Raw genomic sequence first — 24465 nt, forward strand, 5'->3', positions numbered from 1 at the left:
TCGCTGCAGACAAAGGCTCGATCGTGCACGATGAACGTCCTCTTCTATCTGGCCCTGCTCGTCTCGTGTTCCCTCTACGCGGCGATACGGGGCGGGGTGCCGGAAAGGATCGGGGTGGCCGTGCTGCTCGGCGCGGTCGTCGCCTCGCAGCTGGTCCCGACCGCCGGGGCGCAGCGGTTCAAGGTGATCGAGACCGGCATCCTGGCGGTCGATGCCGCGATGCTGGCCTGCGTCCTGATCCTGTCGGTCTATGCGCAGCGATACTGGCCGATGTGGATGGCCGCTGTCCTGGTCAACACGGTCGTCACGCACCTCCTGATGTTGTCGCCGACGCTGCGGCCCTGGTCCTATTCGGTGGCGCTTGCCGCCTGGAGCTATCCCAATCCGATCATTCTGGCGGTGGGGGCCTGGCGGCACCGCGCACGGGTGCGGCGGTATGGCGAGGATCCGCCGTGGAACCGGGCGCTGTCGCCGGGAGGCTGACATGAACGCGGGGCGCCACCCCAATGTGTCGAGTGCGCAGGAAGCCCTCGGCACGATCGGCGAGATCGAGGAGATGCTGGCGAGCGCTCGGCAACGCCTGTTGCGATCCAGCTGTGCCCGCCACCCGGACCTGGCCGGCAAGCTCTATCGCCTGCGCCGCGCCCGCGACCAGATGTTCGGCGACGACGCCGATCTCTTCGGCGAACCCGCCTGGGACATATTGCTCGACCTGTACCAGGCCGAGCGCGAGGGGCGCATCCTGGCGGTGTCGAGCGTGTGCATCGGCGCCAATGCCGCGACCTCGACGGCGCTCCGACGCATGCGCGAGCTGGAGCAGCGCGGGCTGATCGAGCGGCGGCGCGACCCGCAGGACGGCCGCCGGTCGTTCGTGCGCGCCAGCGACAAGGCGATCGTGCTGCTCGACGCCTGGCTGGACCGCGCATCGGTCTTGCTCGACGCACGGTAGCGGGCGCAGAACGGGCGGCATGACCCCGACCGAGGCCGTGCTGACCCTGCTCGCCGCCCGCGCCGACGACGCGACGATCTGCCCCAGCGAAGCCGCCCGCGTGCTGGCGACGGCGAAGGGGCAGGCGGCGGATTGGCGGGCCGAGATGCCCGCGGTCCACGCCGCCGTCGATGCGCTGGTCGAGGGCGGCCGCGTCGCGCTGCGCTGGAAGGGGGCCGCGTCGCGGTTGCGCAGCGGGCCGTATCGGATCGGGCATCCGCACTGACGCGCACCCCGGCCGCAGCCGAAGTTGACGAAGTTGCCGCCAATGCGCGTTTTCTCGGACGATGCGCCGCCGGCGGGACGCCCGGGCGACACCGGCGCAACACCGGCGCGACACTGACGCGACACCGGTGCGAGACCGACGCGACACCCCTGCGCCAGCCCGGCGCCGGTCGGGCGACGATGCCGCGCCGGTGCCGCGCCCGTTCGTTCTCACCCGCGGGGCCCCGGCGCGCCGCCGGCGGTCGGGCGCTGCGGCGCAGGCGGACGCGCGAAGGGATCGGCCAGCCGCCGCGCATGCTCGGTGAGCACCGCGTCCCAGTGGCGGACGAAGGGCGTGCCGGCCAGCCGCGCGCGCAGGCGATGCGCACTCGACCGCGACATCCCCGCCGCCCGCGCGGCCTGCGACACGCAGCCGCTGTCGAGCAACGCGGTCAGAAAAATCCGCTGCCGCGCCGGCGTCCAGCGGGCGCGTTCGGGGCGGGGTGGGGCGGGCGGTGGCGCTACGGGCGCGGGCGGTGTCTGGTCCATCGACCAGCGTAGATCAGACAAATTCCAACATTTGAAGGGGGCAAACCGCCCGTGCCCCGGCGCCGTTGCGAGCCCTGGGGTTTCGTGGGGGTGGGGGCTTGCGCCGGCAACCCCTCCGACCAGCGCCGGAGAGCGATATGAGGCGGGTCGTCGGCTCGCGTGGGTTCAGCCTTCGGACAATCGCATCGCGACGTCGCACCGCGCATAGGTCGCGCCGTAGCGCGCGCGGATCTCGGCATCATGGACGAAGCCGGCGCGCTCATAGAGGTGGATCGCCGCCGCGCAGGCGCTGTTGGTGAGCAGATAGAGCATGGTGAGATCGGGCAGCGCCCGGGCCCGCGCGATCAACGCGTCGAGCAGGACCGCCCCGGCGCCCGAGCCGCGGACGTCGGCGCGCACGCCCATCTTGGTCAGCTCATACGCACCCCCGCCGGTCGGCATCAGTGCACCCGCGCCAATGACGCCGTGATCCGGATGCGCGACGAACAGGATGACCCCGCCCCGGTCGATGATCGCCTCGCGCGGGTGCGACAGCACATGCTCGTCATGCGGTTCGAGCGTGAACATGTCGGCGATCCACGCCGTGTTGATGTCGCGGAACGCGGGCGCGAGGGCGTCGGTATAGGGCAGGATGGTGAGCATGGGCGACGTCGTAGCGCGCTCGGCCTCGCCTGTCCCGCGCCGGCGTCAGCCCGCCGAAGCGCCGCCCGGCGCGGGGCCGATCAGGTCCCACAGATTGCCGTAGAGGTCCGCAAACACCGCGACGCGGCCATAGGGCTGGTCGACCGGCGGCCGGACCCACGTCACGCCCGCGGCGGTGAAACGGGCATGGTCGCGGTCGAAATCGTCGGTGGCAAGGAAGACGGCGACCCGCCCCTGTCTGATCCCCGACCCGCGCCGCCTGCTCGGGCGTCGCGGCACGGGCAAGCAGGATGGTGGTTGCGTGCGGGCCGGCGCCGGGCGGGCGGATGACGACCCAGCGTTTGTCCTGCTCGGGCTGTGCGCTGTCTTCGACGAGGTTGAAGCCGAGCTTGCCGACGTAGAAGGCGAGGGCTTCATCATAGTCGCGGACGACCAGGTTGATGTGGGCGAGGTGGGGCACGGCGCCCACATTGACGTTGGACAAGGAATTGTCCATATAAAGTGCATGCACGCCGTCAGCTATTCCGAAGCCCGCGAGAATCTGAAGTCGATGATCGACAAGGTCGTCGCCGACCGCGCCCCCCTCGCCATCACCCGCCAGCGCGGACAGGAGGGGGCAGTGCTGATTTCGGCGAGCGAATGGGCTTCGATTGAAGAGACGCTTTATCTGCTGCGCTCGCCAAAGAATGCAGAGCGATTGCTGGAGAGCATCCGCGAGCTTGAGGCGGGCGGCGGCGAGGAGCATGAGCTGATCCGCCCGTGAACGTCCGGTTCTCGTCGCGATCCTGGGCCGAATATCTCGACATGCAGTCTGACGCGAAGCTGTTCGCGAAGATCAATGCGTTGATCGAAGAATGCCGCAGGCATCCGTTCAAGGGCACGGGCAAGCCCGAACCGCTCGGCGGCAACCTGTCAGGCTGGTGGTCGCGCCGGATCAGCCACGAGCATCGGTTGGTGTACCGGGTGGCTGGCAGCGGAGTCGAGCAGGTGCTGCAGGTGGCGCAGTGCCGGTATCATTATTGATTCGAGCCTAGCCACGCATCATTGATGGTTAAGCGAATATCTGTATGGGCCCGTCACGAAGTTTGGAGTGACGACATGCTGGCAACCATAGGCTACGAGCGATCCACGCTTCCAGATTTTATCGCGACCTTGCGGTTGGCAGGTACAACCGTACTCGTCGACATTCGGGATCGTGCGCAGTCGCGCCGGCCAGGATTTTCCAAGACTAGCTTAAGCGAAGCCCTCTCGGAAGCAGGCATCTTGTATGTGCATCTTCGCCAGCTAGGTGATCCGGCAGAAGGACGGGCTGCCGCCCGCAGTGGCCAGAGGCAGTTGTTTCAGGAAATTTTTGGCGAGGTCATGAAGACGGACGCCGCAGCCGATGCGCTAGACAAAATTGAACAGTTGACACAGTCAAGTAGCGTATGTCTGATGTGTTTTGAGCGAGACCACCACGATTGTCATCGAAAGATCGTAGCGGAAGCTCTCGAAAATCGCCTTGGGATCAAAGCTAGGCACCTCGGCGTCAGTCTCGGAGCGGCTAATGGCGGCAGCAAACGACGAATGCTTCATTCTGATCAAGGCGCAGCCTCATCGCTCTAGCAAATATTTTGAGACTGTTTGTTGCGCCGGCGTGGGCCGGGATAGAAAATGGCGCAGACAGTATCCGGTGCCATTCCGAATTTTAGCTGAGGGGCAGAAATTTAAGCGATGGGATTGGATACAATATCAATTTACAAAATCCAAAGAAGATATCCGCCAAGAAAGTCAAAAGGTTATTCCCGAATCGCTCAAAGTTTCAGGTTCAGTGAAAAATACCGAGCGTGCAAGTTTTCTTCAGCCATTGATACGTGCATCGTTCGCAGATGCAGATGCCCATCGAGAGTCATTGACTCTGATCCGGCCCAGAAGCCTATTACTTGAAGCTCACCCAAAATCCTCATCCGAAATTGCAGATGAGGCAGTCAAACATGGAGAGTTGGCTAATCAGCTTTCCATGTTTGATGCGACAGCAAAGCCGCTTACTCCCTGCCCAATGCGCTTTGTTGCGAAGTGGCGCGATGAGGACGGAAAAGACCGTAAGCATGACTGCGACGATTGGGAAACCTCTGCCGCATTCATGCGGTTTGAGCGGGCCTATGGCCGGCAAGCAGCCATAGCCGCCCTCAAACGGAAGTACGAGGACGAATACATGGCTGCTGGCCTTGTTTTAGGTTTTAGCACCCACAAAAGAAGAAACGCCGAGTTTGGCACGCAGAATCAATGGCTGCTTGTAGGCATGATCCGTCTCGATGAAACGACGCAAACCTCAATGATCTTTTAATTTTGAGGTAGGTAGAGGTTTGATCCTCGGGCGGCATAGGACTCTGCCATTCCCCTCATCCCCGCCTCAGCCTCTTCCGCCGCAACGAAGGTCTCGACCGGCGCATTCTGCTTCGCCGCGAAGTCGCGGACCTCTTGGGTAATCTTCATCGAACAGAACTTCGGCCCGCACATCGAGCAGAAGTGCGCGGTCTTGGCGCCTTCTGCGGGCAACGTCTGGTCGTGGTATTGCTCGGCCGTCTCGGGATCGAGCGACAGGTTGAACTGGTCGCGCCAGCGGAATTCGAAGCGGGCGCAGCTCAGCGCGTCGTCGCGCAGCTTGGCGGCGGGGTGGCCCTTTGCCAGGTCGGCGGCGTGGGCGGCGAGCTTGTAGGTCACCACGCCGACCTTCACGTCGTCGCGGTCGGGCAGGCCCAGATGCTCCTTGGGCGTGACGTAGCAGAGCATCGCGGTGCCGTACCAACCGATCATCGCGGCGCCGATGCCGCTGGTGATATGGTCGTAGCCCGGCGCGATGTCGGTGGTGAGCGGCCCGAGCGTGTAGAAGGGCGCCTCGCCGCACGCTTCCAGCTGCTTGTCCATATTCTCCTTGATCTTGTGCATCGGCACGTGGCCGGGGCCCTCGATCATCACCTGGACGTCCTGCTCCCAGGCGCGCTTGGTCAGCTCGCCCAGCGTGTAGAGCTCGGCGAACTGCGCCTCATCGTTGGCGTCGGCGATGCTGCCGGGGCGCAGGCCGTCACCGAGCGAATAGGCGATGTCATACGCCTTCATGATCTCGGTGATCTCGTCGAAGCGCTCGTAAAGGAAGCTCTCCTTGTGGTGCGCGAGGCACCATTTCGCCATGATCGAGCCGCCGCGCGACACGATTCCGGTCACGCGCTTGGCGGTGAGCGGCACGTAGGGCAGGCGGACGCCGGCGTGGATGGTGAAATAATCGACGCCCTGTTCGGCCTGTTCGATCAGCGTGTCGCGGAATATCTCCCAGGTCAGTTCCTCGGCGATGCCGCCGACCTTTTCGAGCGCCTGATAGATGGGGACGGTGCCGATCGGCACCGGCGCGTTGCGGATGATCCATTCGCGCGTGTCGTGGATGTTGCGGCCGGTCGACAGGTCCATGACCGTGTCCGCGCCCCAGCGGATCGCCCAGACGAGCTTGTCGACTTCGGTCGCGACGTTGCTGGCGACCGCGCTGTTGCCGATGTTGGCGTTGATCTTGACCAGGAAGTTGCGGCCGATCGCCATCGGCTCGGTTTCGGGGTGGTTGATGTTGTTGGGGATGATCGCGCGGCCGCGGGCGACCTCGTCGCGGACGAATTCGGGCGTGACGTAGTCGGGGATGGCGGCGCCGAAGCTGTTGCCGTCGCGGACGTAGTCGCGGAGCATCTCGCGGCCGAGGTTCTCGCGGGTCGCGACATATTCCATCTCGGGCGTGATGATGCCGCGGCGGGCATAGTGCATCTGGCTGACGTTGGCGCCGGCCTTGGCGCGCAAGGGGCGGCGGACGGTATTGGGGAATTGCGGCACACCGCCCGAACGGTCGGGGCCGAGCTGGCCGTTGTCCTCGGGGCGGACCTCGCGGCCGTCATAGGCCTCGACATCGCCGCGGGCCATGATCCAGTCGCGGCGCAGTTGCGGGAGCCCTGCCATGATGTCGATGCGGGCATTCGGGTCGGAGTAGGGGCCCGAGGTGTCGTAGACGTTGAGCGGGGGCTCGCCGGACGAGGGCTCGAGGTCGATCGCGCGCATCGCGACGTTCAGCGGTCCGACGTGGATCTTGCGGCTGCCGCGGATCGGGCCGGTGGTCACCTTCAGTTCGGTGCGGGCGGGGACGTCTGCCATTGTCACTCTCCATCTTTCGGGAGAGGGGGCGGGGTCCGGTGGCGGGCGCCGCTTCCACTCCCTACGCCGGTATCAACCGGATCAGGTTCGGCGGGTCGATGGCTGCGGCCATCCTCTCAAGCGCAGGCGTAGCGCTCCCCCGGGGATGGCGAGGATTGTAGGCGGTTGTGGGGGGAGGTCTAGCGCCACGTCGTCAGACGGAGCCGGCGGTGCCGGCTCCGCTGGCCGACGTGGCGACTCCTGCGATTGCTTTGGCAATCGCAGGGCGCCCGCGACTAGAACGTATACGCCAATCCCAGCGCCGCCAGCCACTGGTTCCGGCTGCCCGCGATGCGCGTCACGGGCGAATCGCCGAAGTCGTTGAGCATCCGGCGATAGTTGATCCCGCCGACCGCCTTGAAACCCTTCAGCAGGTCGCCGGTCAGCGCGTAGGTGCCCAGCGCCCCCAGGCTGTAGTTCTTCCACCCGCCGCGCGCGTTGTAGGTCGGCAGGCCGCTCGCCAGCGTCTGCGCGGGGCTGACCGAGAAATAATAGCGGGCGTAGCCGGCCTCCGCCCGCTCGGCGCTCGCGAACACGCCGACCGCGGCCTTCAGGCTGAGCGGGGTGAGGTAGTTGATCGTCGGCTGGAGGATGCCCGCCTTGTGCGCACCCGCCACGTCCTTGCGGTAGCTGATCGACAGGCTAAGGCGGTCGTAGGGGCTGGTGACGACGCCGGTCTTGCCGATGCCGACATAGCCGCCGAGCTCAATTGCCGTGTCGAGTTCGCCCAGCGCGCGGACGCGGGGGTCTTCGATCGCCTTCAAGGAATTGCGGTTGAAGTTGACGACGCCCAGCGGCCCGGCCTGCACATCCCACGTCGGGCCGGGCCGGTTCGGAATCAGGTCGACCGACAGGCGATTGCCGGCGAGCAGGAAGGCAAAGCCCTTGTATTGGCCGATCGCGCCGGGGGCGGGGACGATGCGATAGTCGTCGGAGCCTTCGTAGTCGGGCAGCCAGGCCGCGCCCGCGCCGATCGTGATCGAATCGCCGCCGGTATCGATCGTCGGCGGGGCGGGGGGTTGCGACGCGTCCTGCGCCAGCGCGGGGGAGGCGACGGTAAGGCCGAGGAGAGCGAGCGGGGACAGGAACTTCACGGGCGGCAGCTTTCGAATTTGTTGCACGCGCGAAACGTCAGCCCCGCCGCCCGGTTCCTCGATCTAGAGCAAGTAGCGCATTCGGATGGCTTGCTGTGTCCCGTCTGCATCAAGCGTGAAGCGCGCCGCGCCGAACTTGGGCGGGCCAAAACCGATCGCGGGGTTGCGCGAAAAGCCGAAGCCCTCGCGCGGGATGCCCATCATCGTGTCGAGCTTCGCGTTCGAATTCTCATCATGGATGACCGCGACGGCATAGCCGCCGACCGGCAGCGCGTCGAAGCGGATCGCTTTCGCCGTCGCCGGCACCGACCGCCGCAGCGCGCGGGCATCGTCGATGCAATTCGGGAAGTTCGCCGGGTCCGACGTCAGGCAGAGCTGGATCAGCCCCTTGGCCGATCGCAGGTTGGCGACATCGACCTCAAGCGGGGCGACGGGCGTCGCCCCCGCCAGCAGCGTCCATGCCGCGGCGGCGACCGCCAGCCGGCCGGAAATCACCCACGCCTTGGTCCGTGCCACAGAGCCGGTCCCAGAAGCGGAAATAGAGTCCATAGTTACACCTGTACGCGTCGTGGTGCCGCTGATGATGGCTCGCGGTGATCAGCCACGCCCCCACACGCCCCCCCCACAGGAACCGCGGGAACATCTCCCAACCCATATGATTGGTCACCCCCATAACCGTCATGACGGCCAGGACCAATCCCAGCATCGCGATGTGGATGGGAATGACGAAGACCAGTAGCGGAATTACCACAGCCAGCGTCACCGCTTCGAAGGGGTGAAACGCCATCGCCGCCCATGCCGTCGGGGGGCGGCTGGCGTGATGGACGGCGTGGACGCGCCTGAACACGGCCGGCCGGTGCATCCAGCGATGCGTCCAGTAGAACCATGTGTCCTGCACGAAGAGATAGGCGAGCACCGATACCGGCAGCCACCATAAGGGGTAGGCGTGCCAATCGTCATAGATCCGCGTCCACCCGCGGTTCTGCCAGCCCCAGGCGACGATGCCGGCCGGCGCGCCATAGATGATGGCCGACGCCAGGCTCCAGCCGATCTCGCGCCGGATCTGCGCATCGAGCCCACGATAGTGGCCGGGATGCTTCACCCGCGTCGCCAGCGCAAAGCCGCCGCTGGCGATCAGGTAGCGAACGGCGACGATGACCGACATCGCAAGCGCGGACAGGATGATGGCGAGGGCGGCGGACATGTGCGCACGGCCATACAGGGTACGGGCGGGTTTGCGAAGGCGGGCCGGCGCGCGGGCAGGGCGCCTGGTCCTCGACAGCGTGTCGGGGGCATGTCACATTGCCTTGGATCAAAGGGGGCGGTGATGCGATATCTGATCGGTATCGTGGGAGCGGTGTGTCTGGCAGCGACCGCCGTCGCGGAGGGCGTGGATGACGCCAAGCTTTTCGACGCCTCCCGCAAGGCGGTCCTGGACGGGCGCTATCTCGATGCGACCACCATGCTGGAGCCGGCGGCGTTCGGACCGGGCGCATCGGACAGCGCGCCGCCGCGCCAGTTGTGGACGCAGTTCACGCCCTTCATGACCAACGAGCTCGATCCGACCGTGTTCGGATCGAAGACACCGCCGGCCGATCCGAAAGCGATGGCTGCGTTGGCACAAGCGACGCCGCACGACGCCATCGCCGAAATCGTTCGTCGGGCGAAGGACCGACAGATCGTCATCCTGAACGAGGCGCACTACAGTCCGCGCGATCGGGCGTTCGCTCTGCAGGTCGCCCGGGCGCTGCGCCCACTCGGCTTCTCCGTCCTTGCGGCGGAGACGCTACGGAATTTTGCTGCACCGGGTCTTGCCAGGACCGGTGCCGAACAGTTCGACGCCGACGGCATCGTGCGGCGATCCACCGGATTCTATTCCGCCGATCCGGTCTTCGCCAATTTCCTGCGGAGCGCCTACGCGCTAGGGTACCGAACCCTGTCGTACGAACAGCGCGCCGATCAGAGCACGCCCGAGGGCGGAGTGCCGGAACGCGAGGAGGCACAGGCGCAGAATCTGATGGCGTTCCTGCGCAGCGACCCCAAGGCGAAGATGCTGATCTACGTCGGGCACGGCCATCTGTCGAAGGCATCCGAAGACGCCGACAGCGCCATGATGGGCGAACGGCTGAAGCGCCTGTCCGGCATCGATCCACTGACGATCGACCAGGTGGCGCTTGCCGGATTGCGTCCGTCGCTCCGCGCCGAGCAGCTCGCGGCAAGCGCGCGGGCGGGCGATCGGCCAGTGATCTTCCTGACAGGCGCCGTCCCACTCCTGATTGGCGACCGGTACCCCGGATCGATCGACTTGCAGGTCGTTCATCCGCTGCGAAGCTATCGTCACGGGCGGCCGAGCTGGCTGGCGAGTCTGGGCGGCCGTCCGATCACAATCCCCGTCGATTTGCTACCGAAAGCGGGCAAGCGGCTGATCCAGGCGTTCGACGCGGCCGAGCCTGTCGATGCGGTGCCGCTGGACCAGGTGCTGGCGGAGGCGGGAAAGCCTGCGCCGATGCTGATGCTGCCCCCGGCACGCCGCGTCCGCTATACGGTACAAGATCCGGCGGTCGTGCCGTTGACGCCGTAGCAGCGGGCGCCGAGCCGGACGTCCGCTGCCACACGCCTGGTCAATTCCGCAGGCTGTCCGGTACGATCCCGCCGTTTTCGGCGAGCTTCGCCATCACCGCCTTGTGCAGCGCGATATTCTGTTCGGCGGTGCCGTCGTCGCCGGCGTGGACGCCCAGTTCCTGTGCCAGTTCCTTGCGCGCCGACAGGCTGGAATCGAGGTCGAGCAGCTTCAGCAGGTCGACGATCGACGTGCTGTAATTGCCGCCGCCGCCCTTCATTTCGGCCATTTCGCTCAGCACCGCGCCGACATCGACTTGCGCGGCGGGTGCGGGGGCGGGGGTCGGAGACGGGGCCGGCGCGGCGTTGGGTGCCGCGGTCGGCGCGGCGGGGGGCGGCGTTGGTGTCGTTGCGGCCGGTGCGGCTGGCTTGTGGCCGAAGATCTTGTCCCGGATGCTGCTGAAGATGCCCATTCCCGTCTCCGATGGTCGTGTGTTGATCCCAGGCAATGCGAAACGGCGGTCGTGGGTAAAGGGTCCGTGCGCCTGCGTGGCACAAAGGCCGCGGTGAGCGGTTTATGCGTTCGATTGCCGATGGTTACGGCGATGCACGGAGAGACGGCGATGACCAAGATGTTCCTGACCACCGCAGCGGCTGTCGCTGCGCTTTCACTCGGGGCCTGCGGGCGCAGCGACGATACGACGACGACCACGAACACGACGATGTCGGGCGACATGGCGACGTCGAATGCCACAACCGACATGGGCGCAGCGACCCCGGCCGCGAGCGCAGGCCAGACCTTTGCCAACACCGCCGCCGCCAGCGACGCCTTCGAGATCGAAAGTTCGCGCCTGGCCGAAAAGAACGCCGGATCGGCGGCAGTGAAGGCGTTCGCCGCCAAAATGATCGACGCCCATACCGAATCGACCGCCAAGCTGAAGGCGGCGGCGGCTTCGGCATCGCCGGCGATCACGCCCGATCCGACGCTGACCGCCGACCAGCAGGCGCAGCTTGCGGCGATGCGTAACGCGACCGGCGCGGCGTTCGATCGCCTGTATATCGACGCGCAAAAGGCGGCGCACACCGCGACGCTCGACACGCTGAAGAGCTATGCCGCATCGGGCGACGTGCCGAGCCTGAAGGCGTTCGCGGCCGAGCTGTCGCCGAAGGTCGCCGCGCATCTGAACATGGCGAATGGCCTGAAGGCCTGACGCGCGGCCCTGGCTGCTGGTCCCCACGGCGACCAGCAGCCAGCCGTCCCGGATTTATAATATATATTGTATTCCGTTCTTGAATTTGCTTAGAGCCACAGCATTCGCAAGGACCCGGTGAAATTCCGGGTGGCTATTCCGGCCGCTGAACCGCCGGACAATGACACGCACAGATCCTCCCTCGTGCCGTGACCCGGCGCGCTGTGCGCAGCTGTGGAACGCAATGCCCGTCGGTATCTCCCTCTATCGCGCTCGGGGCGGTGCCGACGGTGTCTCCGGTCTTTGGGGGGCGCTCGCCGACATCGGGCGGCGGTGGCGCGCGGCCGACTGGGTCGCCGTTCTGGCCCTAGCCTGGCTCATCCGCTCCACCACCTTGAACGGCGTGCCGTTTCAAGCGCCACCGCTGTGGATGACATGGTTCGACCAGAGCCGGTATTTCGCCTCTGCCACGGCGTTCGCCCACGGCAATCTGTCCGCTGAAGCCCATTGGTATCCCCTCGCCTATCCGTTGCTCGCGGCGCCGATCGCCTGGCTGTCGTCGACCAACCCGTTCATGCCGCTCGACCTGGTGCTGTATGTCGTGACCGGCGGTGCGGTTCGGCGTGTCGCCGCGCGTCTGGGAATCGGGACATGGCCGGCGGTGCTGTGTTTCGTGCTGACAACGCTGATCGACGCGTCGGTGGCGCGCGGCTGGGTCGATCCGTGGACGACGACGCTGTCCGCCGCCCTCATCTGGACGCTTGCCGACCGCGCGCTGCAGATCATCGACGCCTCCCCCGGGGGCGTGCCGCCAGGGCAGGCGGCGGTCTTCGGGACGGTGGCGGCGGCAATCCCGCTCGTGCGACCGGTTGATGCCATCGTCAGCCTGGCCTGCGTCGCGGTGGTGCTCATTGCCGTGATCCGGCAGCGGCGCCTGACCGCCGGCCTCGCCTGGGCCGTGATCGCGAGTGGTGCCGCGGTCGTCGCCAGCTATGCCCTGTTGCATCTTGCCATCTACGGCGCGCGGCCGACGCCCTATATGGTCGCGGCGGCGCGGACCGGGTTCATCTGGTCGGATATCGGCTGGAAGGCCTATGTCCTGCTGATCCACGCCCGACCGTGGTTCCCCGACACCCAGGCGCTGTTCGAACGGATGCCCTGGATCCTGGTCGGCGGCGCCGGGCTGATCGTCGCCGCGATCGACGGGACTGCAGCCGAGCGCCGCGCGATCGGTCTGCTCCTGCTTATGACGCTACCGGTCGGGGGCGTGATGCTGACCTATGCCGATCTTCAGCCACCGGGCCTCTGGCGGTTCGGCAACATCCATTATTTCAAATGGAGCCTCCCGCTGTTCGGCCTGGGCGTCGTGCTGGCGCTGCGGCAGGCTTGGGCGCCGGGGCGGCCGCGGTGGCGGGTGGTCGCGATGACCCTTGCCTGCCTGCTGCCGATGGGGCTTCGCGTCGTACCGCAGCCGGTGAGCGCGGCGACGCCGGCCCGGATGCTGACGTTCGCGGGCGACACCGGACGCGCCTGGGACGAAGCATATTTCGCGCCGGTCGTCCTCGACGACGCCGGCGGGGCGATGGCGAACATCAACGATTTTCATCAGGTCCCCGACGCGACCGGGCAGCGGATGATCGCCGTCAGTCGCCTGTTCCGAGGGGCGGCGCGCCGAAACGATCCCGGGGAGGCGATGTATCGCCAGCCGCAGGCGCCCGATGGACGCTTTGCCGGACGGTGGACGTTCGTGGGCCGATAGAGGAACGGCCACCGCCGTCGTCACACTTTCCTGCCTCAGATCAATCCGGCGCCACTTGGTACGGTCGCGTAAAGATCGCTATGCAACGCAGCCATGGAATGCGCGTTACCGATCTGCATCAGTCCGCCGGAGATGACATGCTTGAGCACGACCAATCCTTTTGCGTGTCGAGACGCGGCCTGATGGCCGGGACCGCCGCTACCGCTGCGCTGACCGCGGTGCCCACGGGCGACGCCGATGCCGCGGCACCTGCCGCCGAGCAGCCGGCGATGATGCCGTTGACGCTGGACGTGAACGGCAAGCGCCGGTCGCTGGACGTCGATACGCGCACGACCCTGCTCGACCTGCTGCGCGAGAGTCTGAAGCTGACCGGCACCAAGAAAGGCTGCGACCACGGCCAGTGCGGAGCGTGCACGGTGCTGGTCAATGGCGAACGGATCAACAGCTGCCTGTCGCTGGCCGTCCAGCATGCCGGCGACAAGGTCACGACGATCGAGGGGCTGGGGTCGCCCGACAAGCTCCACCCGATGCAGGCGGCCTTCATCAAGCATGACGGGTACCAGTGCGGCTATTGCACGCCGGGACAGATCTGTTCGGCGGTCGGCGTGCTCGACGAAATCAAGCGCGGCATCCCCAGCCATGTCGCCGGCGACATCGCGGCCAGGCCAGGTGTTACCGCCGACGAGATGCGCGAGCGGATGAGCGGCAATATCTGCCGTTGCGGGGCGTATTCGAACATCGCCGACGCGATGGCCGAGGTTGCGGGGAGCACGCGGGCATGAAGGCCTTTACCTATGAGCGCGCCCGAACCCCGGCGGAGGCGGCGGCAGCCGTCGCCGGCAAGCCGGGTGCGAAGTTCATCGCGGGCGGGACCAACCTGCTCGACCTGATGAAGTTGCAGATCGAGACGCCGACGCATCTGGTCGACGTGCAGGATCTGAAGCTGGACAGGATCGAGCGGGCCGGTGACGGCGTGCGGATCGGCGCGCTGGTGAGCAATACCGCGCTCGCCGCCGATGCGCGCATCCGCAAGGACTATGGTGTCCTCAGCCGCGCGATCGTTGCGGGTGCGAGCGGGCAGTTGCGCAACAAGGCGACGACGGCAGGCAATCTTCTCCAGCGGACGCGGTGCCCCTATTTCTACGACACCAACCAGGCGTGCAACAAGCGCAAGCCGGGGTCGGGCTGTGCGGCGATCGGCGGCTATTCGCGGCAGCTGGGCGTCATCGGCACGTCGGACCACTGCATCGCGACCTATCCGGGCGACATGGCGGTGGCGCTGCGCGTGCTCGACGCGAGCGTCGAGACGGTGAAGCCCGATGGCGCGACCCGCGCGATCCCCTTCGCCGACTTCCACCGGCTGTGGGGCGACACCCCGCATATCGAGACGGTGCTGGAGCCGGGCGAGCTGATCACCGCGGTGACCTTGCCCAAGCCGCTCGGTGGGACGCACATCTATCGCAAGGTCCGCGACCGGGCGTCCTATGCCTTTGCCCTCGTCAGCGTGGCGGCGGTGATTGGCAAGGACGGCAGCGGCCGCGCGGCGTTCGGCGGCGTCGCGCCCAAGCCGTGGCGGGTCGAGGCGGCGGAAGGCTCTATGCGCAGCGGCGCGAAGGCGGTCGCGGCACAGGTCTTCGCCGACGCGCGCCCGACCAAGGACAATGAATTCAAGGTGCCGCTCGCCGAACGGACATTGGCGGCAGCGATCGCGGAGGCGCGGGCATGAAGTTCAACGAGCCTGCGGGCCAGAACCCGATCGACAACGGCAAGGTCGTCGGGCGGCCGACGAACCGGATCGACGGGCCGCTCAAGACCACCGGCCGCGCGCCCTATGCCTATGAACGCCACGATGTCGTGCCGAACCAGGCGTATGGCTACATCATCGGCGCGGGCATCGCGAAGGGCAGGATCACCGCAATGGACGCGGCCGACGCACGCCGCGCGCCGGGCGTGCTGAAGGTCGTGCTCGCGACCGAACATCCCCCGCTCAAGACCGGCGCGATGAACACCGCGCGCCTGTTCGGCGGGCCGGAGATCGAGCATTACCATCAGGCGATCGGCATCGTCGTTGCCGAGACGTTCGAACAGGCCCGCGCCGCGGCGGCGCTGGTGCGGACAACGTACGACCGGGCGCCCGGCAAGTACGATCTGGCCGCCGAGGCCGAGGGCGCCGACTTCGTTCCCGGCGACGGGCCCGACAAGGCGCCGGTCAAGCGGGTCGGCGACTTTGCCAAGGCCTATGCCGACGCGCCGGTGAAGGTCGACGTCGCCTTCACCACCGCGGACGAAAGCCACGCGATGATGGAGCCGCATGCGACGATCGCGGCGTGGAACGGCGACAAGCTGACCGTGTGGACCGCCAACCAGATGATCGCCTGGGCGAAGCGCGAGCTGGCCAAGACGCTGGAGATCCCCGCCGCCAACGTCCGCGTCGATTCGCCCTATGTCGGTGGCGGTTTCGGCGGCAAGCTGTTCCCGCGCGCGGACCTGGTCCTCGCGGCGATCGGGGCGAAGGCGGCGGGGCGGCCGGTGAAGGTCGCGCTCACCCGGCCGATGATCGCCAACAACACCACGCACCGCCCGGCGACGATCCAGCGGCTGCGGCTGGCCGCGACGCGCGACGGCAAGCTGACCGCGATCGCGCACAACAGCACCAGTGGCAATCTGAAGGGCGGCGACCCCGAGACCGCGATCGCGCAGACCAAATTATTCTACGCCGCGCCCAACCGCGAGACGTTCATGAAGCTCGCGGTGCTCGACCTGCCCGAGGGCAATGCGATGCGCGCGCCGGGCGAGGCGCCGGGGCTGATGGCGCTGGAAGTCGCGATGGACGAGATGGCGGAAAAGCTGGGCATGGACCCGGTCGAGTTCCGTATCCTGAACGACACCCAGGTCGATCCGGAGAATCCGGACAGGAAATATTCTGACCGCAATTTCGTCCAGTGCCTGCGCACCGGTGCCGAGACGTTCGGCTGGTCGCGCCGCAACGCGCAGCCGGGGCAGGTGCGCGACGGCAAGTGGCTGGTCGGGATGGGCATGGCCGGCGGCTTCCGCAACAATTTGCTGATGAAGTCGGCGGCGCGGGTGAAGCTGGATGGCGGACGCGTCACGGTCGAAACCGACATGACCGACATCGGCACCGGCACCTATACGATCATCGCCCAGACGGCGGCCGAGATGATGGGCGTTCCGCTGGAGCAGGTGCGCGTCGTGCTGGGCGATTCGGACTTTCCCGCCTCGGCCGGCTCGGGCGGGCAATGGGGCGCGGCGAATTCGACCGCGGGCGTCTATGCCGCCTGCGTGAAGCTGCGCGAGGCGGTCGCGACCAAGCTGGGGCTCGATCCGGCGACCGCGACGTTCAGCGACGGCCGCGTCATCGCCGGCAACCGCAGCGTCGCGCTGTCGGACGCGGGCGCGCTGAGTGCCGAGGACGGCATCGAATATGGCGACATCGGCAAGCGCGTCGTTCAGTCGACCTTCGCCGGACATTTCGTCGAGGTCGGGGTGGACGCCTATACCGGCGAGATCCGCGTGCGGCGGATGCTGGCGGCGTGCGACGCCGGCCGCATCCTGAACCCCAAGTCGGCGCGCAGCCAGGTGATCGGGGGCATGACGATGGCGGTCGGCGCCGCGCTGATGGAGGAACTGGCGGTCGACAAACGCTTCGGCTTTTTCGTCAACCACGACCTCGCCGGTTACGAAGTGCCGGTCCATGCCGACATCCCGCACCAGGAAGTCATCTTCCTCGACACGCTCGACCCCTATTCGCCGATGAAGGCGAAGGGCGTCGGCGAGCTCGGCATCTGCGGCGTCGGCGCGGCGGTGGCGAATGCGGTGTACAATGCGACCGGCGTCCGCGTGCGGGACTATCCGATCACGCTCGACAAGCTGATCGACAAGCTGCCGGCGGTGGCGTGAACGCTGCGGACAGGAAGCACTCAATGTCGTCATCCCCGCGGAGGGGGCCCCACAAAGTATTACTTTGTGGGGTTCCCCGAAGGCGGGGATCAATAGTCGCTGAAAGCGGTGAGTCTCACTGCGTTCAGCCAGAATTGATCCCCGCCTTCGCGGGGATGACGGTTGAGAGCGCGGGGATGACGGCTGAGAGCGCGGGGATGACGGTGGAGGGGGCGGCGCCCATGAATCCTCCGCTTCCCCACCCCCACCGCATCGTCTAGGCCTTTCCCCGTGTCGGATATCATCACATGCGACGTCGCGATCGTCGGCGGCGGGCTTTCGGGCGGGTTGGTCGCCCTGGCGCTGGCGCGGAGCCATCCGGACGCGCGTGTCGTTCTGGTCGAGCGCGGCATGTCGCTGGGCGGCAATCACATCTGGTCGTTCTTCGGCCCCGATGTCGCGCATGGCGACCGCGATCTGGTGATACCCCTGATCGCCCATGTCTGGCAGGGCTATGACGTCGCCTTCCCCGCGCGGCGGCGCACGTTGCCGGTGAATTATTATTCGACGACCTCCGAGAAGCTCGACGCCGCCGTCCGTGCGGCGCTGCCGGCCGATCGCATCCTGACCGACCGCAAGGTGCTGGCGGTCAGCCCGAATGCGGTGGTGCTGGCCGACGGGACGCGGATCGAGGCGGGGGGCGTCATCGATTGCCGGGGGGCGGGCGACCTGTCGACGCTCGACGTCGGCTGGCAGAAGTTCATCGGTCGCGAATTCATTCTGAAGCGCCCGCACGGCTCGGTCCGTCCGGTGGTGATGGATTCGACCGTCGAGCAGATCGACGGCTATCGCTTCGTCTATACGCTGCCGTTCGCCGAAGACCGGATGTTCATCGAGGACACCTATTACAGCGACACGCCGAAGATCGATCGCGCCGCGCTGGCCGTCCGGATCGAAACCTATGCCCAGGCCAAGGGGTGGAAGCCGAAATCGGTGGTGCGTGAAGAGGGCGGGTCGCTGCCCGTCATCATCGGCGGCGACTTCGAACGCTATTGGGCGAGCAGCGGCAAGGGGATGGCCAAGGCGGGCATCCGCGCTGGCCTGTGCCACCCGACCACCGGCTATTCGCTGCCGGACGCGGTGCGCCTGGCGAGCAGGATCGCCGCGAGCCGCGACCTGTCGAGCGCCGCGCTCGCCACGTTGACCCATGACTATGCCCGCACCGCCTGGAAGCGGCGCGGCTTTTACCGGATGCTGGATGCCATGTTGTTTCGTGCTGCCGAACCGGGGGAGCGCTACCGCGTGCTCGAACGCTTCTATGGGCTGGATGGGAAATTGATCGCGCGTTTCTATTCCGCGCGCTCGACGCTCGCCGACAAGGCGCGGGTGCTCACCGGCAAGCCGCCGGTGCCGATCGGCCGCGCGGTTCGCGCGATCATGGGGAAGAGCGCATGAAGACTGCCGTCGTCATCGGCGCAGGCTTCGGTGGCCTGGCGCTGGCCATCCGTTTGCAGTCGGCGGGTGTTGCGACCACCATCGTCGAGGCGCGCGACCGGCCCGGCGGGCGGGCGTACGTCTGGGAAAAGGACGGCTTCACCTTCGACGCCGGCCCCACCGTCATCACCGCGCCCGACGTGCTGAAGGAGCTGTGGGCACTCAGCGGCCGCGACATGGCCGAGGACGTGACGCTGCTGCCTGTCAATCCCTTCTACCGGCTCAACTGGCCGGACGGGACGAATTTCGACTATACCAACGACGACAGCGTCCTGCGGGCCGAGATCGCCAAGCTCGATCCGGGCGATATCGAGGGCTATGCGAAGTTCCTCGAATATTCGGCCGGGGTGTACCGGGAGGGGTATGAGAAGCTCGGCCATGTCGCCTTCCTCGACTTCAAGTCGATGCTGACGGCGGCGCCGGCGCTTGCGAAATACCAGGCGTGGCGGTCGGTCTATTCGATGGTGTCGAGCTTCGTGAAGAACGAGAAGCTGCGCGAGGCGCTGAGCTTCCACACGTTGCTCGTCGGCGGCAATCCGATGACGACCAGCGCCATCTATGCGCTGATTCACAAGCTGGAGCGCGACGGCGGCGTGTGGTTCGCGCAAGGGGGGACCAACCGGCTGGTCGCAGGGATGGTGCGCCATTTCGAGCGGCTGGGCGGCACGGTACGCCTCAACGCACCGGTCGATACGATCGACACCTTGGGCGACCGCGCGACGGGCGTGACGCTGAAGAGCGGCGAGACGCTTCCCGCGGACATGGTCGCGTCGAACGGCGACCTGATGCACACCTACCGCGACCTGCTGCGCACCTCGCGCTCGGCCAAGCGGACCGCGGCGCGGCTGGAGCGCAAGCGCTTCTCGCCGTCGCTGTTCCTCGTCCATTTCGGCATCAAGGGGACGTGGCCGGGCATCCCGCACCACATGATCCTGTTCGGGCCGCGCTATAAGGGGCTGCTGACCGACATCTACGACACGGGCATGCTGAGCGAGGACTTCTCGCTGTACCTGCATCACCCGACCGTCACCGATCCGACGATGGCGCCCGAGGGCCATTCGACCTTCTACGCGCTGGCGCCGGTGCCGCACATGGGCAAGTTCGTCGGCGATTGGGACGCGCTGAAACCGGTCATGGAAAAACGCATCCTGGACGAGGTCGGCAAGCGGCTGATCCCCGATATCCACGACCGGATCGTGACCAAGTTCAGCTATGCGCCGACCGACTTCGGCCGCGATCTGTCGGCCCATCTGGGCAGCGCGTTCAGCCTGGAGCCGGTGCTGACGCAGAGTGCGTATTTCCGGGCGCATAATCGCGACGATGCGATCCCGAACCTGTACTTCGTCGGGGCGGGGACGCATCCGGGGGCGGGAATTCCCGGCGTCGTCGGGAGTGCTAAGGCTACCGCCAAGCTTATGCTGGAGGGGTAGGAAGAAGGGTTTTCTCAGAGAAGGCGCGACGGCGCGAAGATAAAAGGTTTTTTGCACGCAGAGGCGCGGAGGCGCAGAGATGTCGTGCTTGCCGCGATAGCGGCCCACATTGCCTTGGGGCTCAGGTTTCGTTGACGCGAAACGGTGGATGCGAGCGGAATTCCTCCGCGCCTCTGCGCCTCTGCGTGCAAACCTTCTTCTTCGCGCCTTCGCGCCTTCTCTGAACCACCCCTTCTTCTTCCCCGAAAACCAAGATACGAGCCCGCCCATGAAACGTCTCGCCATCTATTGCGGCTCGGCCACGCCGAGCGATTCCGTCTATGTCGACTCCGCCCGCGCCGTCGGCCGTGCGCTTGCCGAGCGGGGCATCGGCGTCGTCTATGGCGGCGGCAGGCTCGGGTTGATGGGGGCGGTCGCCGACGCGGCGCTCGACGCCGGGGGCGAAGTGATCGGCGTCATCCCGCAGGCGCTGGTCGATGCCGAGGTCGCGCATCGGGGCTGCACCGAACTCCACGTCGTCGACACCATGCACCAGCGCAAACAGGCGTTCACCGACCTGAGCGACGGCTTCGTCACGCTGCCCGGCGGGACGGGCACGATGGACGAACTGTGGGAAGCGATGAGCTGGGCGCAGATCGGCTATCACGCCAAACCGGTCGGACTGCTGAACGTCGCGGGTTTCTACGATGGCCTCATCACCTTCGTGAAGACGATGGGCGACGTCGGTTTCCTGCGTCCGCAGCATCAGGGGCTGCTGATCGTCGACGACACGCTCGGCGGGCTGCTCGAAAAGATGGCGGCCTTCACGCCGGCGACGACGGTCGGCCAGATCGGCGCGAAGGACCTGTGACGCCCGCATCCCGCGCGGAGCTCGTCGCCGCTGCGGGGGCGACGATCGCCCGGGGCTCGAAGAGCTTCGCGGCGGCGAGCAAGCTGTTCGATGCGCAGACCCGCGAACGCGCGTGGCTGCTCTATGCCTGGTGCCGCGCGTGCGACGACATCGCCGACGCGCAGGAGATGGGGCACGATCAGCAGAAGGTCACCGACCCGCACGCGCGGATCGCGCGGATCCGCAACTGCACCGCGATGGCGCTGGCGGGCAAGCCGACCGGCGACCCGGCGTTCGACGGGCTGGCGATCGTGGTCGCGGAAACCGGCATGCCGCGGCGGTTCATCGACGACCATATCGCAGGCTTTGCGCTCGATGCCGACGAATGGCGGCCGCGGTCGGAGAACGACTTGCTGCGCTACTGCTACCACGTTGCCGGCGTCGTCGGCTGTATGATGGCGGTGGTGATGGGGGTGTCGCCGGACGACGACGCGACGCTCGACCGCGCGTGCGACCTGGGCCTCGCCTTCCAGCTCGCCAATATTGCGCGCGATATCGAGGAGGATGACCGGTCGGGGCGGTGCTACCTGCCCGAGGAATGGCTGGTCGAAATGGACTTCCCGCCGGGGCAGCACATGAAGCCGCCGTTCCGCAAGCGACTGACCGTCCTCGCGCGGCGGCTGGCGGACATGGCGCAAGAGTTCGAGGACAGTGCGCGGTTCGGGACGCCGGCGCTCAGCTATCGCTCGGCATGGGCGGTGCTGGCCGCAGCCGACATCTACGGCGGCATCGCGCGCAAGGTCGCCGCGGCCGGGGACCATGCGTGGGACCACCGCGTGACGACGACGAAGGCGGAAAAGCTCGCCGCGATCGCGCGGGCGGGCGCGCAGGCAGCGGGCCGCGCGCGGCTCTATCCGCCGACGGCGCGCGACGCAGGGTTGTGGACGCGGCCTAAATCTTAAGTCCTCCCCTTCAGGGGAGGGGCTGTTATGAGGTCCGCCGCCCCAGTGCGTGCGCCACCAACCCGCCCAGGGCCGGCGCCAGGACCGTCGCGATCTGCATCCACAGCGGTGCCGGAATCTGCGTCGCGTTGTACACGCCGCCCAGCGCGATCAGCGCAGCGATGATCCACGCCGCGGCCGGCCAGCGCCCGATTCGCGCCGCGGTCCAGCCGCCGAGCGCCGCGCCGGCGAACCAGGCGAGCACGACCGCGAGAAGCGCGCCGGTCGGTGCCGCGGCAATATAGCTGGCCACGCCGTCCGGACTGCGCATGTCGAGCCCGACCTGTGGCGGATAGAGGCGGTGGCCGAGCATCTCGACGATCGCGACGGTGAGCATCGCGACGACCGCACCAACAAGGATTCCGATCAGCTTGCGCATTGTCCCCTCCTGTCAGGCGGGGACGCTACACCGGTTTGCGCCCGAAATCAGCCCCGGCGGCGATTGCCCGAATCCGCCATCATCAGACCGCGGCGCTCGCAGGCGGCCTGCACGACCGGGAAGGACAGGTCGGTACTGCGTTGAAGGGCATTCGCCATCGCCGCCTGGCACGCCGCCGCGGATTGATAGCGGACCGGCTCCAGCCGGACCTGCTGACAGGCTGCGCCGTCATCACCGCAGCCAAGGATCGCCATGACATAATAGAGCGGTTGCATCGCGCTATCCCCTTCATTGCAATCAACAAAATCAGTGCGAATCGGTTCCCGGCTAGCTGTTCGCGGACGCGTGCTTGGCGATCGGCCGTGCCGCGCCTATCTGAGCGGCCATGCCCCCCGTGACCTCCACTCCGGGCGCCGACCGCCCGCTGGTCGCGACGCTGCGCCGGTTCCTGCCCTATCTCTGGCCGCATGACGCACCGGCGCTGAAGGTGCGGATCGTCGGCGCGATGCTGCTCGTCGTCGCCTCCAAGCTGGTGCAGGTTTATGGCGCCCCGTTTGCCCTGCAGGGCGCGGTCGACCGGATGGCCAGCGGGGACCGGAGTCTGGCGACGCTCGTGGTGCTGCTGGTCGTCGGCTATGCGGCGGCACGGCTGGGAACGGTCGTCTTCGACAATCTGCGCAATACCGTGTTCGAACGCGTCGGACAGGACGCGACGCAACGGCTGGCCGCCGCGGTCTTTCGCCATCTTCACGATCTGTCGCTGAGCTTCCACCTCGAACGCCGCACGGGCGCCGTCACCAAGGTGGTCGAACGGGGGACGAAGAGCATCGACACGATGCTCTACTTCCTGCTGTTCAACATCGCGCCGACCGTGCTGGAACTGGGGCTGGTGCTCGGCATCTTCTGGACGCGGTTCGGGGTCGGGCTGGTCGCGGGCACCGTGGTGATGGTGGTGCTCTACATCGTCTTCACGCGGATCGTGACCGATTGGCGCGCGGCGCTCCGGCAACGGATGAACGACCTCGACACCGGCGCGGTCGCGCATGCGGTCGATTCGCTCCTGAATTTCGAGACGGTCAAATATTTCAACGCCGAGGAGCGCGAGGCGAAACGCTATTCGGCCGCGGTCGCGAGCTACGCCGACGCCGCGGTGAAATCGGAGAATTCGCTGGCGTGGCTGAACATCGGCCAGGCGGTCATCACCAATGCGATGCTGGCCGGCGGCATGGCGCTGGTCGCGGTCGGCTGGTCGCGCGGGCAGTTCACGCCGGGCGACGTGGTGCTGGTGTCGACGCTCCTGTCGCAGCTGTTCCGCCCGCTCGACCTGCTCGGCATGGTGTACCGCACGGTGCGCCAGGGCGTGATCGACATGGGCGCGATGTTCGACCTGATCGATACCGAGGCGACCGTGAAGGACGTCGCCGACGCACCGAAGCTGGCGATCGGCCGGGGCGCGGTGCGGTTCGAGGACGTGCGCTTCGGCTATGGCGACGGGCGCGAGATCCTGAAGGGTCTCGACCTCGATATCCCCGCCGGCGCCACGGTCGCGGTGGTGGGCCCATCGGGGGCGGGCAAGTCGACGCTGGCGCGGCTGCTCTATCGGTTCTGGGACGTGACCGGCGGGCGGATCACCATCGACGGGCAGGACATCGCCCGCGTGACGCAGACGAGCTTGCGCGCCGCGATCGGCATCGTGCCGCAGGACACGGTGCTGTTCAACGACACGATCGGCTACAACATCGGTTACGGCCGCGAAGGCGCGAGCGCGGACGATATTGAGCGCGCGGCGCGCGGGGCGGCGATCATGCCGTTCATCGACCGGCTGCCGGACGGGTTCGACACGCGGGTCGGCGAGCGCGGGCTGAAGCTGTCGGGCGGCGAGAAGCAGCGTGTCGCCATCGCCCGGACGCTGGTGAAGGATCCGCCGATCCTGATCCTCGACGAGGCGACCAGCGCGCTCGACAGCCGCACCGAAGCCGAGATCCTCGGCACGCTGGAGGCGATCGAGCAGGGCCGGACGACCATCGTCATCGCGCACCGCCTGTCGACGATCGTCCACGCCGACCGCATCGTCGTGCTGGACGGCGGGCGGGTCGCCGAACAGGGCACGCATGGCGAGTTGCTGGAGCTGGGCGGGCTGTACGCCGAGATGTGGGCCCGGCAACAGGCCGAGCGGCGGTCGGCGGAACAGGTCGTTTCCGACGCATAGTCGCGCCCCGTTCATATCCGTTTCGGAGTGAATAT

The 24465-nt window shown here is 67.0% G+C and carries 28 protein-coding genes and 1 riboswitch; of the genes, 18 read left to right on the forward strand and 10 right to left on the reverse strand.

Annotation, left to right across the window (positions count from 1 at the left end):
* Positions 1-30 precede the first annotated feature (30 nt).
* The 3 genes from JW805_00375 to JW805_00385 are packed head-to-tail and all read left to right on the forward strand — an operon-like array spanning position 31 to position 1214.
* Positions 31-483, forward strand: a complete 453-nt coding sequence (locus JW805_00375; GenBank protein ID MBN2970469.1) for a hypothetical protein — start codon at positions 31-33, stop codon at positions 481-483.
* Between the two features lies 1 nt (position 484).
* The gene (locus tag JW805_00380) at positions 485-949 is read left to right on the forward strand and encodes a winged helix DNA-binding protein (GenBank protein MBN2970470.1); all 465 of its coding nucleotides are present in this window, start codon (positions 485-487) and stop codon (positions 947-949) included.
* Positions 950-968: 19 nt separating this feature from the next.
* Positions 969-1214 carry a DUF3253 domain-containing protein gene (locus tag JW805_00385; protein MBN2970471.1) on the forward strand — a complete coding sequence of 82 codons (246 nt, stop codon included), beginning with the start codon at positions 969-971 and terminating at the stop codon, positions 1212-1214.
* A 209-nt stretch (positions 1215-1423) separates the two neighbouring features.
* Here JW805_00385 and JW805_00390 read toward each other — a convergent pair whose 3' ends face one another.
* The 3 genes from JW805_00390 to JW805_00400 form a co-directional block, all read right to left on the reverse strand.
* The gene (locus tag JW805_00390) at positions 1424-1741 is read right to left on the reverse strand and encodes a hypothetical protein (GenBank protein ID MBN2970472.1); all 318 of its coding nucleotides are present in this window, start codon (positions 1739-1741) and stop codon (positions 1424-1426) included.
* A gap of 165 nt (positions 1742-1906) precedes the next feature.
* Positions 1907-2308, reverse strand: a complete 402-nt coding sequence (locus JW805_00395) for a GNAT family N-acetyltransferase (protein MBN2970473.1) — start codon at positions 2306-2308, stop codon at positions 1907-1909.
* Positions 2286-2879, reverse strand: a complete 594-nt coding sequence (locus tag JW805_00400; GenBank protein MBN2970474.1) for a VOC family protein — start codon at positions 2877-2879, stop codon at positions 2286-2288. The genes JW805_00395 and JW805_00400 overlap by 23 nt, the downstream gene beginning before the upstream one ends.
* A gap of 9 nt (positions 2880-2888) precedes the next feature.
* Here JW805_00400 and JW805_00405 point away from each other — a divergent pair, with 9 nt between their 5' ends.
* From JW805_00405 to JW805_00420, 4 genes are all read left to right on the forward strand, one after another.
* A complete protein-coding gene (locus tag JW805_00405) occupies positions 2889-3146 on the forward strand; it encodes a type II toxin-antitoxin system prevent-host-death family antitoxin (GenBank protein MBN2970475.1) in 258 nt (85 codons plus the stop codon).
* Positions 3143-3406, forward strand: coding sequence for a Txe/YoeB family addiction module toxin (locus JW805_00410; GenBank protein MBN2970476.1), 264 nt, complete (start codon positions 3143-3145; stop codon positions 3404-3406). Before JW805_00405 ends, JW805_00410 begins: the two co-directional genes overlap by 4 nt.
* A 75-nt stretch (positions 3407-3481) precedes the next feature.
* Positions 3482-3988, forward strand: a complete 507-nt coding sequence (locus JW805_00415; GenBank protein ID MBN2970477.1) for a DUF488 domain-containing protein — start codon at positions 3482-3484, stop codon at positions 3986-3988.
* Positions 3930-4709 (forward strand): hypothetical protein, encoded by a 780-nt coding sequence (locus tag JW805_00420; GenBank protein ID MBN2970478.1) that lies wholly within the window; start codon positions 3930-3932, stop codon positions 4707-4709. Before JW805_00415 ends, JW805_00420 begins: the two co-directional genes overlap by 59 nt.
* On the opposite strand, the gene thiC is transcribed toward JW805_00420, so the two are convergent.
* The 4 genes from thiC to JW805_00440 all read right to left on the reverse strand — a co-directional run bounded on the left by thiC (position 4706) and on the right by JW805_00440 (position 8887).
* A complete protein-coding gene (gene thiC / locus JW805_00425) occupies positions 4706-6550 on the reverse strand; it encodes a phosphomethylpyrimidine synthase ThiC (protein ID MBN2970479.1) in 1845 nt (614 codons plus the stop codon). The two genes, JW805_00420 and thiC, sit on opposite strands and share 4 nt — an antisense overlap.
* A gap of 41 nt (positions 6551-6591) precedes the next feature.
* Positions 6592-6702: riboswitch (TPP riboswitch) on the reverse strand.
* A gap of 123 nt (positions 6703-6825) precedes the next feature.
* A complete protein-coding gene (locus JW805_00430) occupies positions 6826-7683 on the reverse strand; it encodes a MipA/OmpV family protein (protein ID MBN2970480.1) in 858 nt (285 codons plus the stop codon).
* A 63-nt stretch (positions 7684-7746) separates the two neighbouring features.
* Positions 7747-8178 (reverse strand): DUF2141 domain-containing protein, encoded by a 432-nt coding sequence (locus tag JW805_00435; protein ID MBN2970481.1) that lies wholly within the window; start codon positions 8176-8178, stop codon positions 7747-7749.
* The gene (locus tag JW805_00440; protein MBN2970482.1) at positions 8102-8887 is read right to left on the reverse strand and encodes a sterol desaturase family protein; all 786 of its coding nucleotides are present in this window, start codon (positions 8885-8887) and stop codon (positions 8102-8104) included. Before JW805_00440 ends, JW805_00435 begins: the two co-directional genes overlap by 77 nt.
* Positions 8888-9010: 123 nt before the next feature.
* On the opposite strand from JW805_00440, the gene JW805_00445 reads away from it, so the two are divergent.
* Positions 9011-10264, forward strand: coding sequence for a hypothetical protein (locus tag JW805_00445; protein MBN2970483.1), 1254 nt, complete (start codon positions 9011-9013; stop codon positions 10262-10264).
* A gap of 40 nt (positions 10265-10304) precedes the next feature.
* Here JW805_00445 and JW805_00450 read toward each other — a convergent pair whose 3' ends face one another.
* Positions 10305-10715 (reverse strand): DUF3597 family protein, encoded by a 411-nt coding sequence (locus tag JW805_00450; GenBank protein ID MBN2970484.1) that lies wholly within the window; start codon positions 10713-10715, stop codon positions 10305-10307.
* A 150-nt stretch (positions 10716-10865) separates the two neighbouring features.
* On the opposite strand from JW805_00450, the gene JW805_00455 reads away from it, so the two are divergent.
* From JW805_00455 to JW805_00495, 9 genes are all read left to right on the forward strand, one after another.
* Complete coding sequence (locus tag JW805_00455; GenBank protein MBN2970485.1) at positions 10866-11453, forward strand: DUF4142 domain-containing protein; 588 nt, start codon at positions 10866-10868, stop codon at positions 11451-11453.
* Between the two features lie 223 nt (positions 11454-11676).
* A complete protein-coding gene (locus JW805_00460) occupies positions 11677-13191 on the forward strand; it encodes a hypothetical protein (GenBank protein MBN2970486.1) in 1515 nt (504 codons plus the stop codon).
* A gap of 137 nt (positions 13192-13328) precedes the next feature.
* The gene (gene paoA, locus JW805_00465; protein ID MBN2970487.1) at positions 13329-13973 is read left to right on the forward strand and encodes an aldehyde dehydrogenase iron-sulfur subunit; all 645 of its coding nucleotides are present in this window, start codon (positions 13329-13331) and stop codon (positions 13971-13973) included.
* On the forward strand, positions 13970-14917 hold the full coding sequence (locus tag JW805_00470) for a xanthine dehydrogenase family protein subunit M (protein ID MBN2970488.1): 948 nt from the start codon (positions 13970-13972) through the stop codon (positions 14915-14917). Before paoA ends, JW805_00470 begins: the two co-directional genes overlap by 4 nt.
* The gene (locus JW805_00475) at positions 14914-17109 is read left to right on the forward strand and encodes a xanthine dehydrogenase family protein molybdopterin-binding subunit (GenBank protein ID MBN2970489.1); all 2196 of its coding nucleotides are present in this window, start codon (positions 14914-14916) and stop codon (positions 17107-17109) included. Before JW805_00470 ends, JW805_00475 begins: the two co-directional genes overlap by 4 nt.
* Positions 17110-17379: 270 nt before the next feature.
* The gene (crtY, locus tag JW805_00480; GenBank protein MBN2970490.1) at positions 17380-18543 is read left to right on the forward strand and encodes a lycopene beta-cyclase CrtY; all 1164 of its coding nucleotides are present in this window, start codon (positions 17380-17382) and stop codon (positions 18541-18543) included.
* Entirely contained in the window at positions 18540-20012 is a 1473-nt protein-coding gene (locus JW805_00485) for a phytoene desaturase (protein ID MBN2970491.1), read from the forward strand. Before crtY ends, JW805_00485 begins: the two co-directional genes overlap by 4 nt.
* Positions 20013-20280: 268 nt before the next feature.
* On the forward strand, positions 20281-20862 hold the full coding sequence (locus tag JW805_00490) for a TIGR00730 family Rossman fold protein (protein MBN2970492.1): 582 nt from the start codon (positions 20281-20283) through the stop codon (positions 20860-20862).
* Positions 20859-21803, forward strand: a complete 945-nt coding sequence (locus JW805_00495; protein ID MBN2970493.1) for a phytoene/squalene synthase family protein — start codon at positions 20859-20861, stop codon at positions 21801-21803. Before JW805_00490 ends, JW805_00495 begins: the two co-directional genes overlap by 4 nt.
* A gap of 25 nt (positions 21804-21828) precedes the next feature.
* Here JW805_00495 and JW805_00500 read toward each other — a convergent pair whose 3' ends face one another.
* Together JW805_00500 and JW805_00505 are read right to left on the reverse strand one after the other, a co-directional pair.
* Entirely contained in the window at positions 21829-22221 is a 393-nt protein-coding gene (locus JW805_00500; protein MBN2970494.1) for a hypothetical protein, read from the reverse strand.
* A gap of 47 nt (positions 22222-22268) precedes the next feature.
* Complete coding sequence (locus tag JW805_00505; protein ID MBN2970495.1) at positions 22269-22496, reverse strand: hypothetical protein; 228 nt, start codon at positions 22494-22496, stop codon at positions 22269-22271.
* A gap of 110 nt (positions 22497-22606) precedes the next feature.
* On the opposite strand from JW805_00505, the gene JW805_00510 reads away from it, so the two are divergent.
* Positions 22607-24430 carry an ABC transporter ATP-binding protein/permease gene (locus JW805_00510; GenBank protein ID MBN2970496.1) on the forward strand — a complete coding sequence of 608 codons (1824 nt, stop codon included), beginning with the start codon at positions 22607-22609 and terminating at the stop codon, positions 24428-24430.
* Positions 24431-24465 lie beyond the last annotated feature (35 nt).

It is taken from the genome of Roseomonas aeriglobus, from assembly GCA_016937575.1.
Classification (GTDB): domain Bacteria; phylum Pseudomonadota; class Alphaproteobacteria; order Sphingomonadales; family Sphingomonadaceae; genus Sphingomonas; species Sphingomonas aerigloba.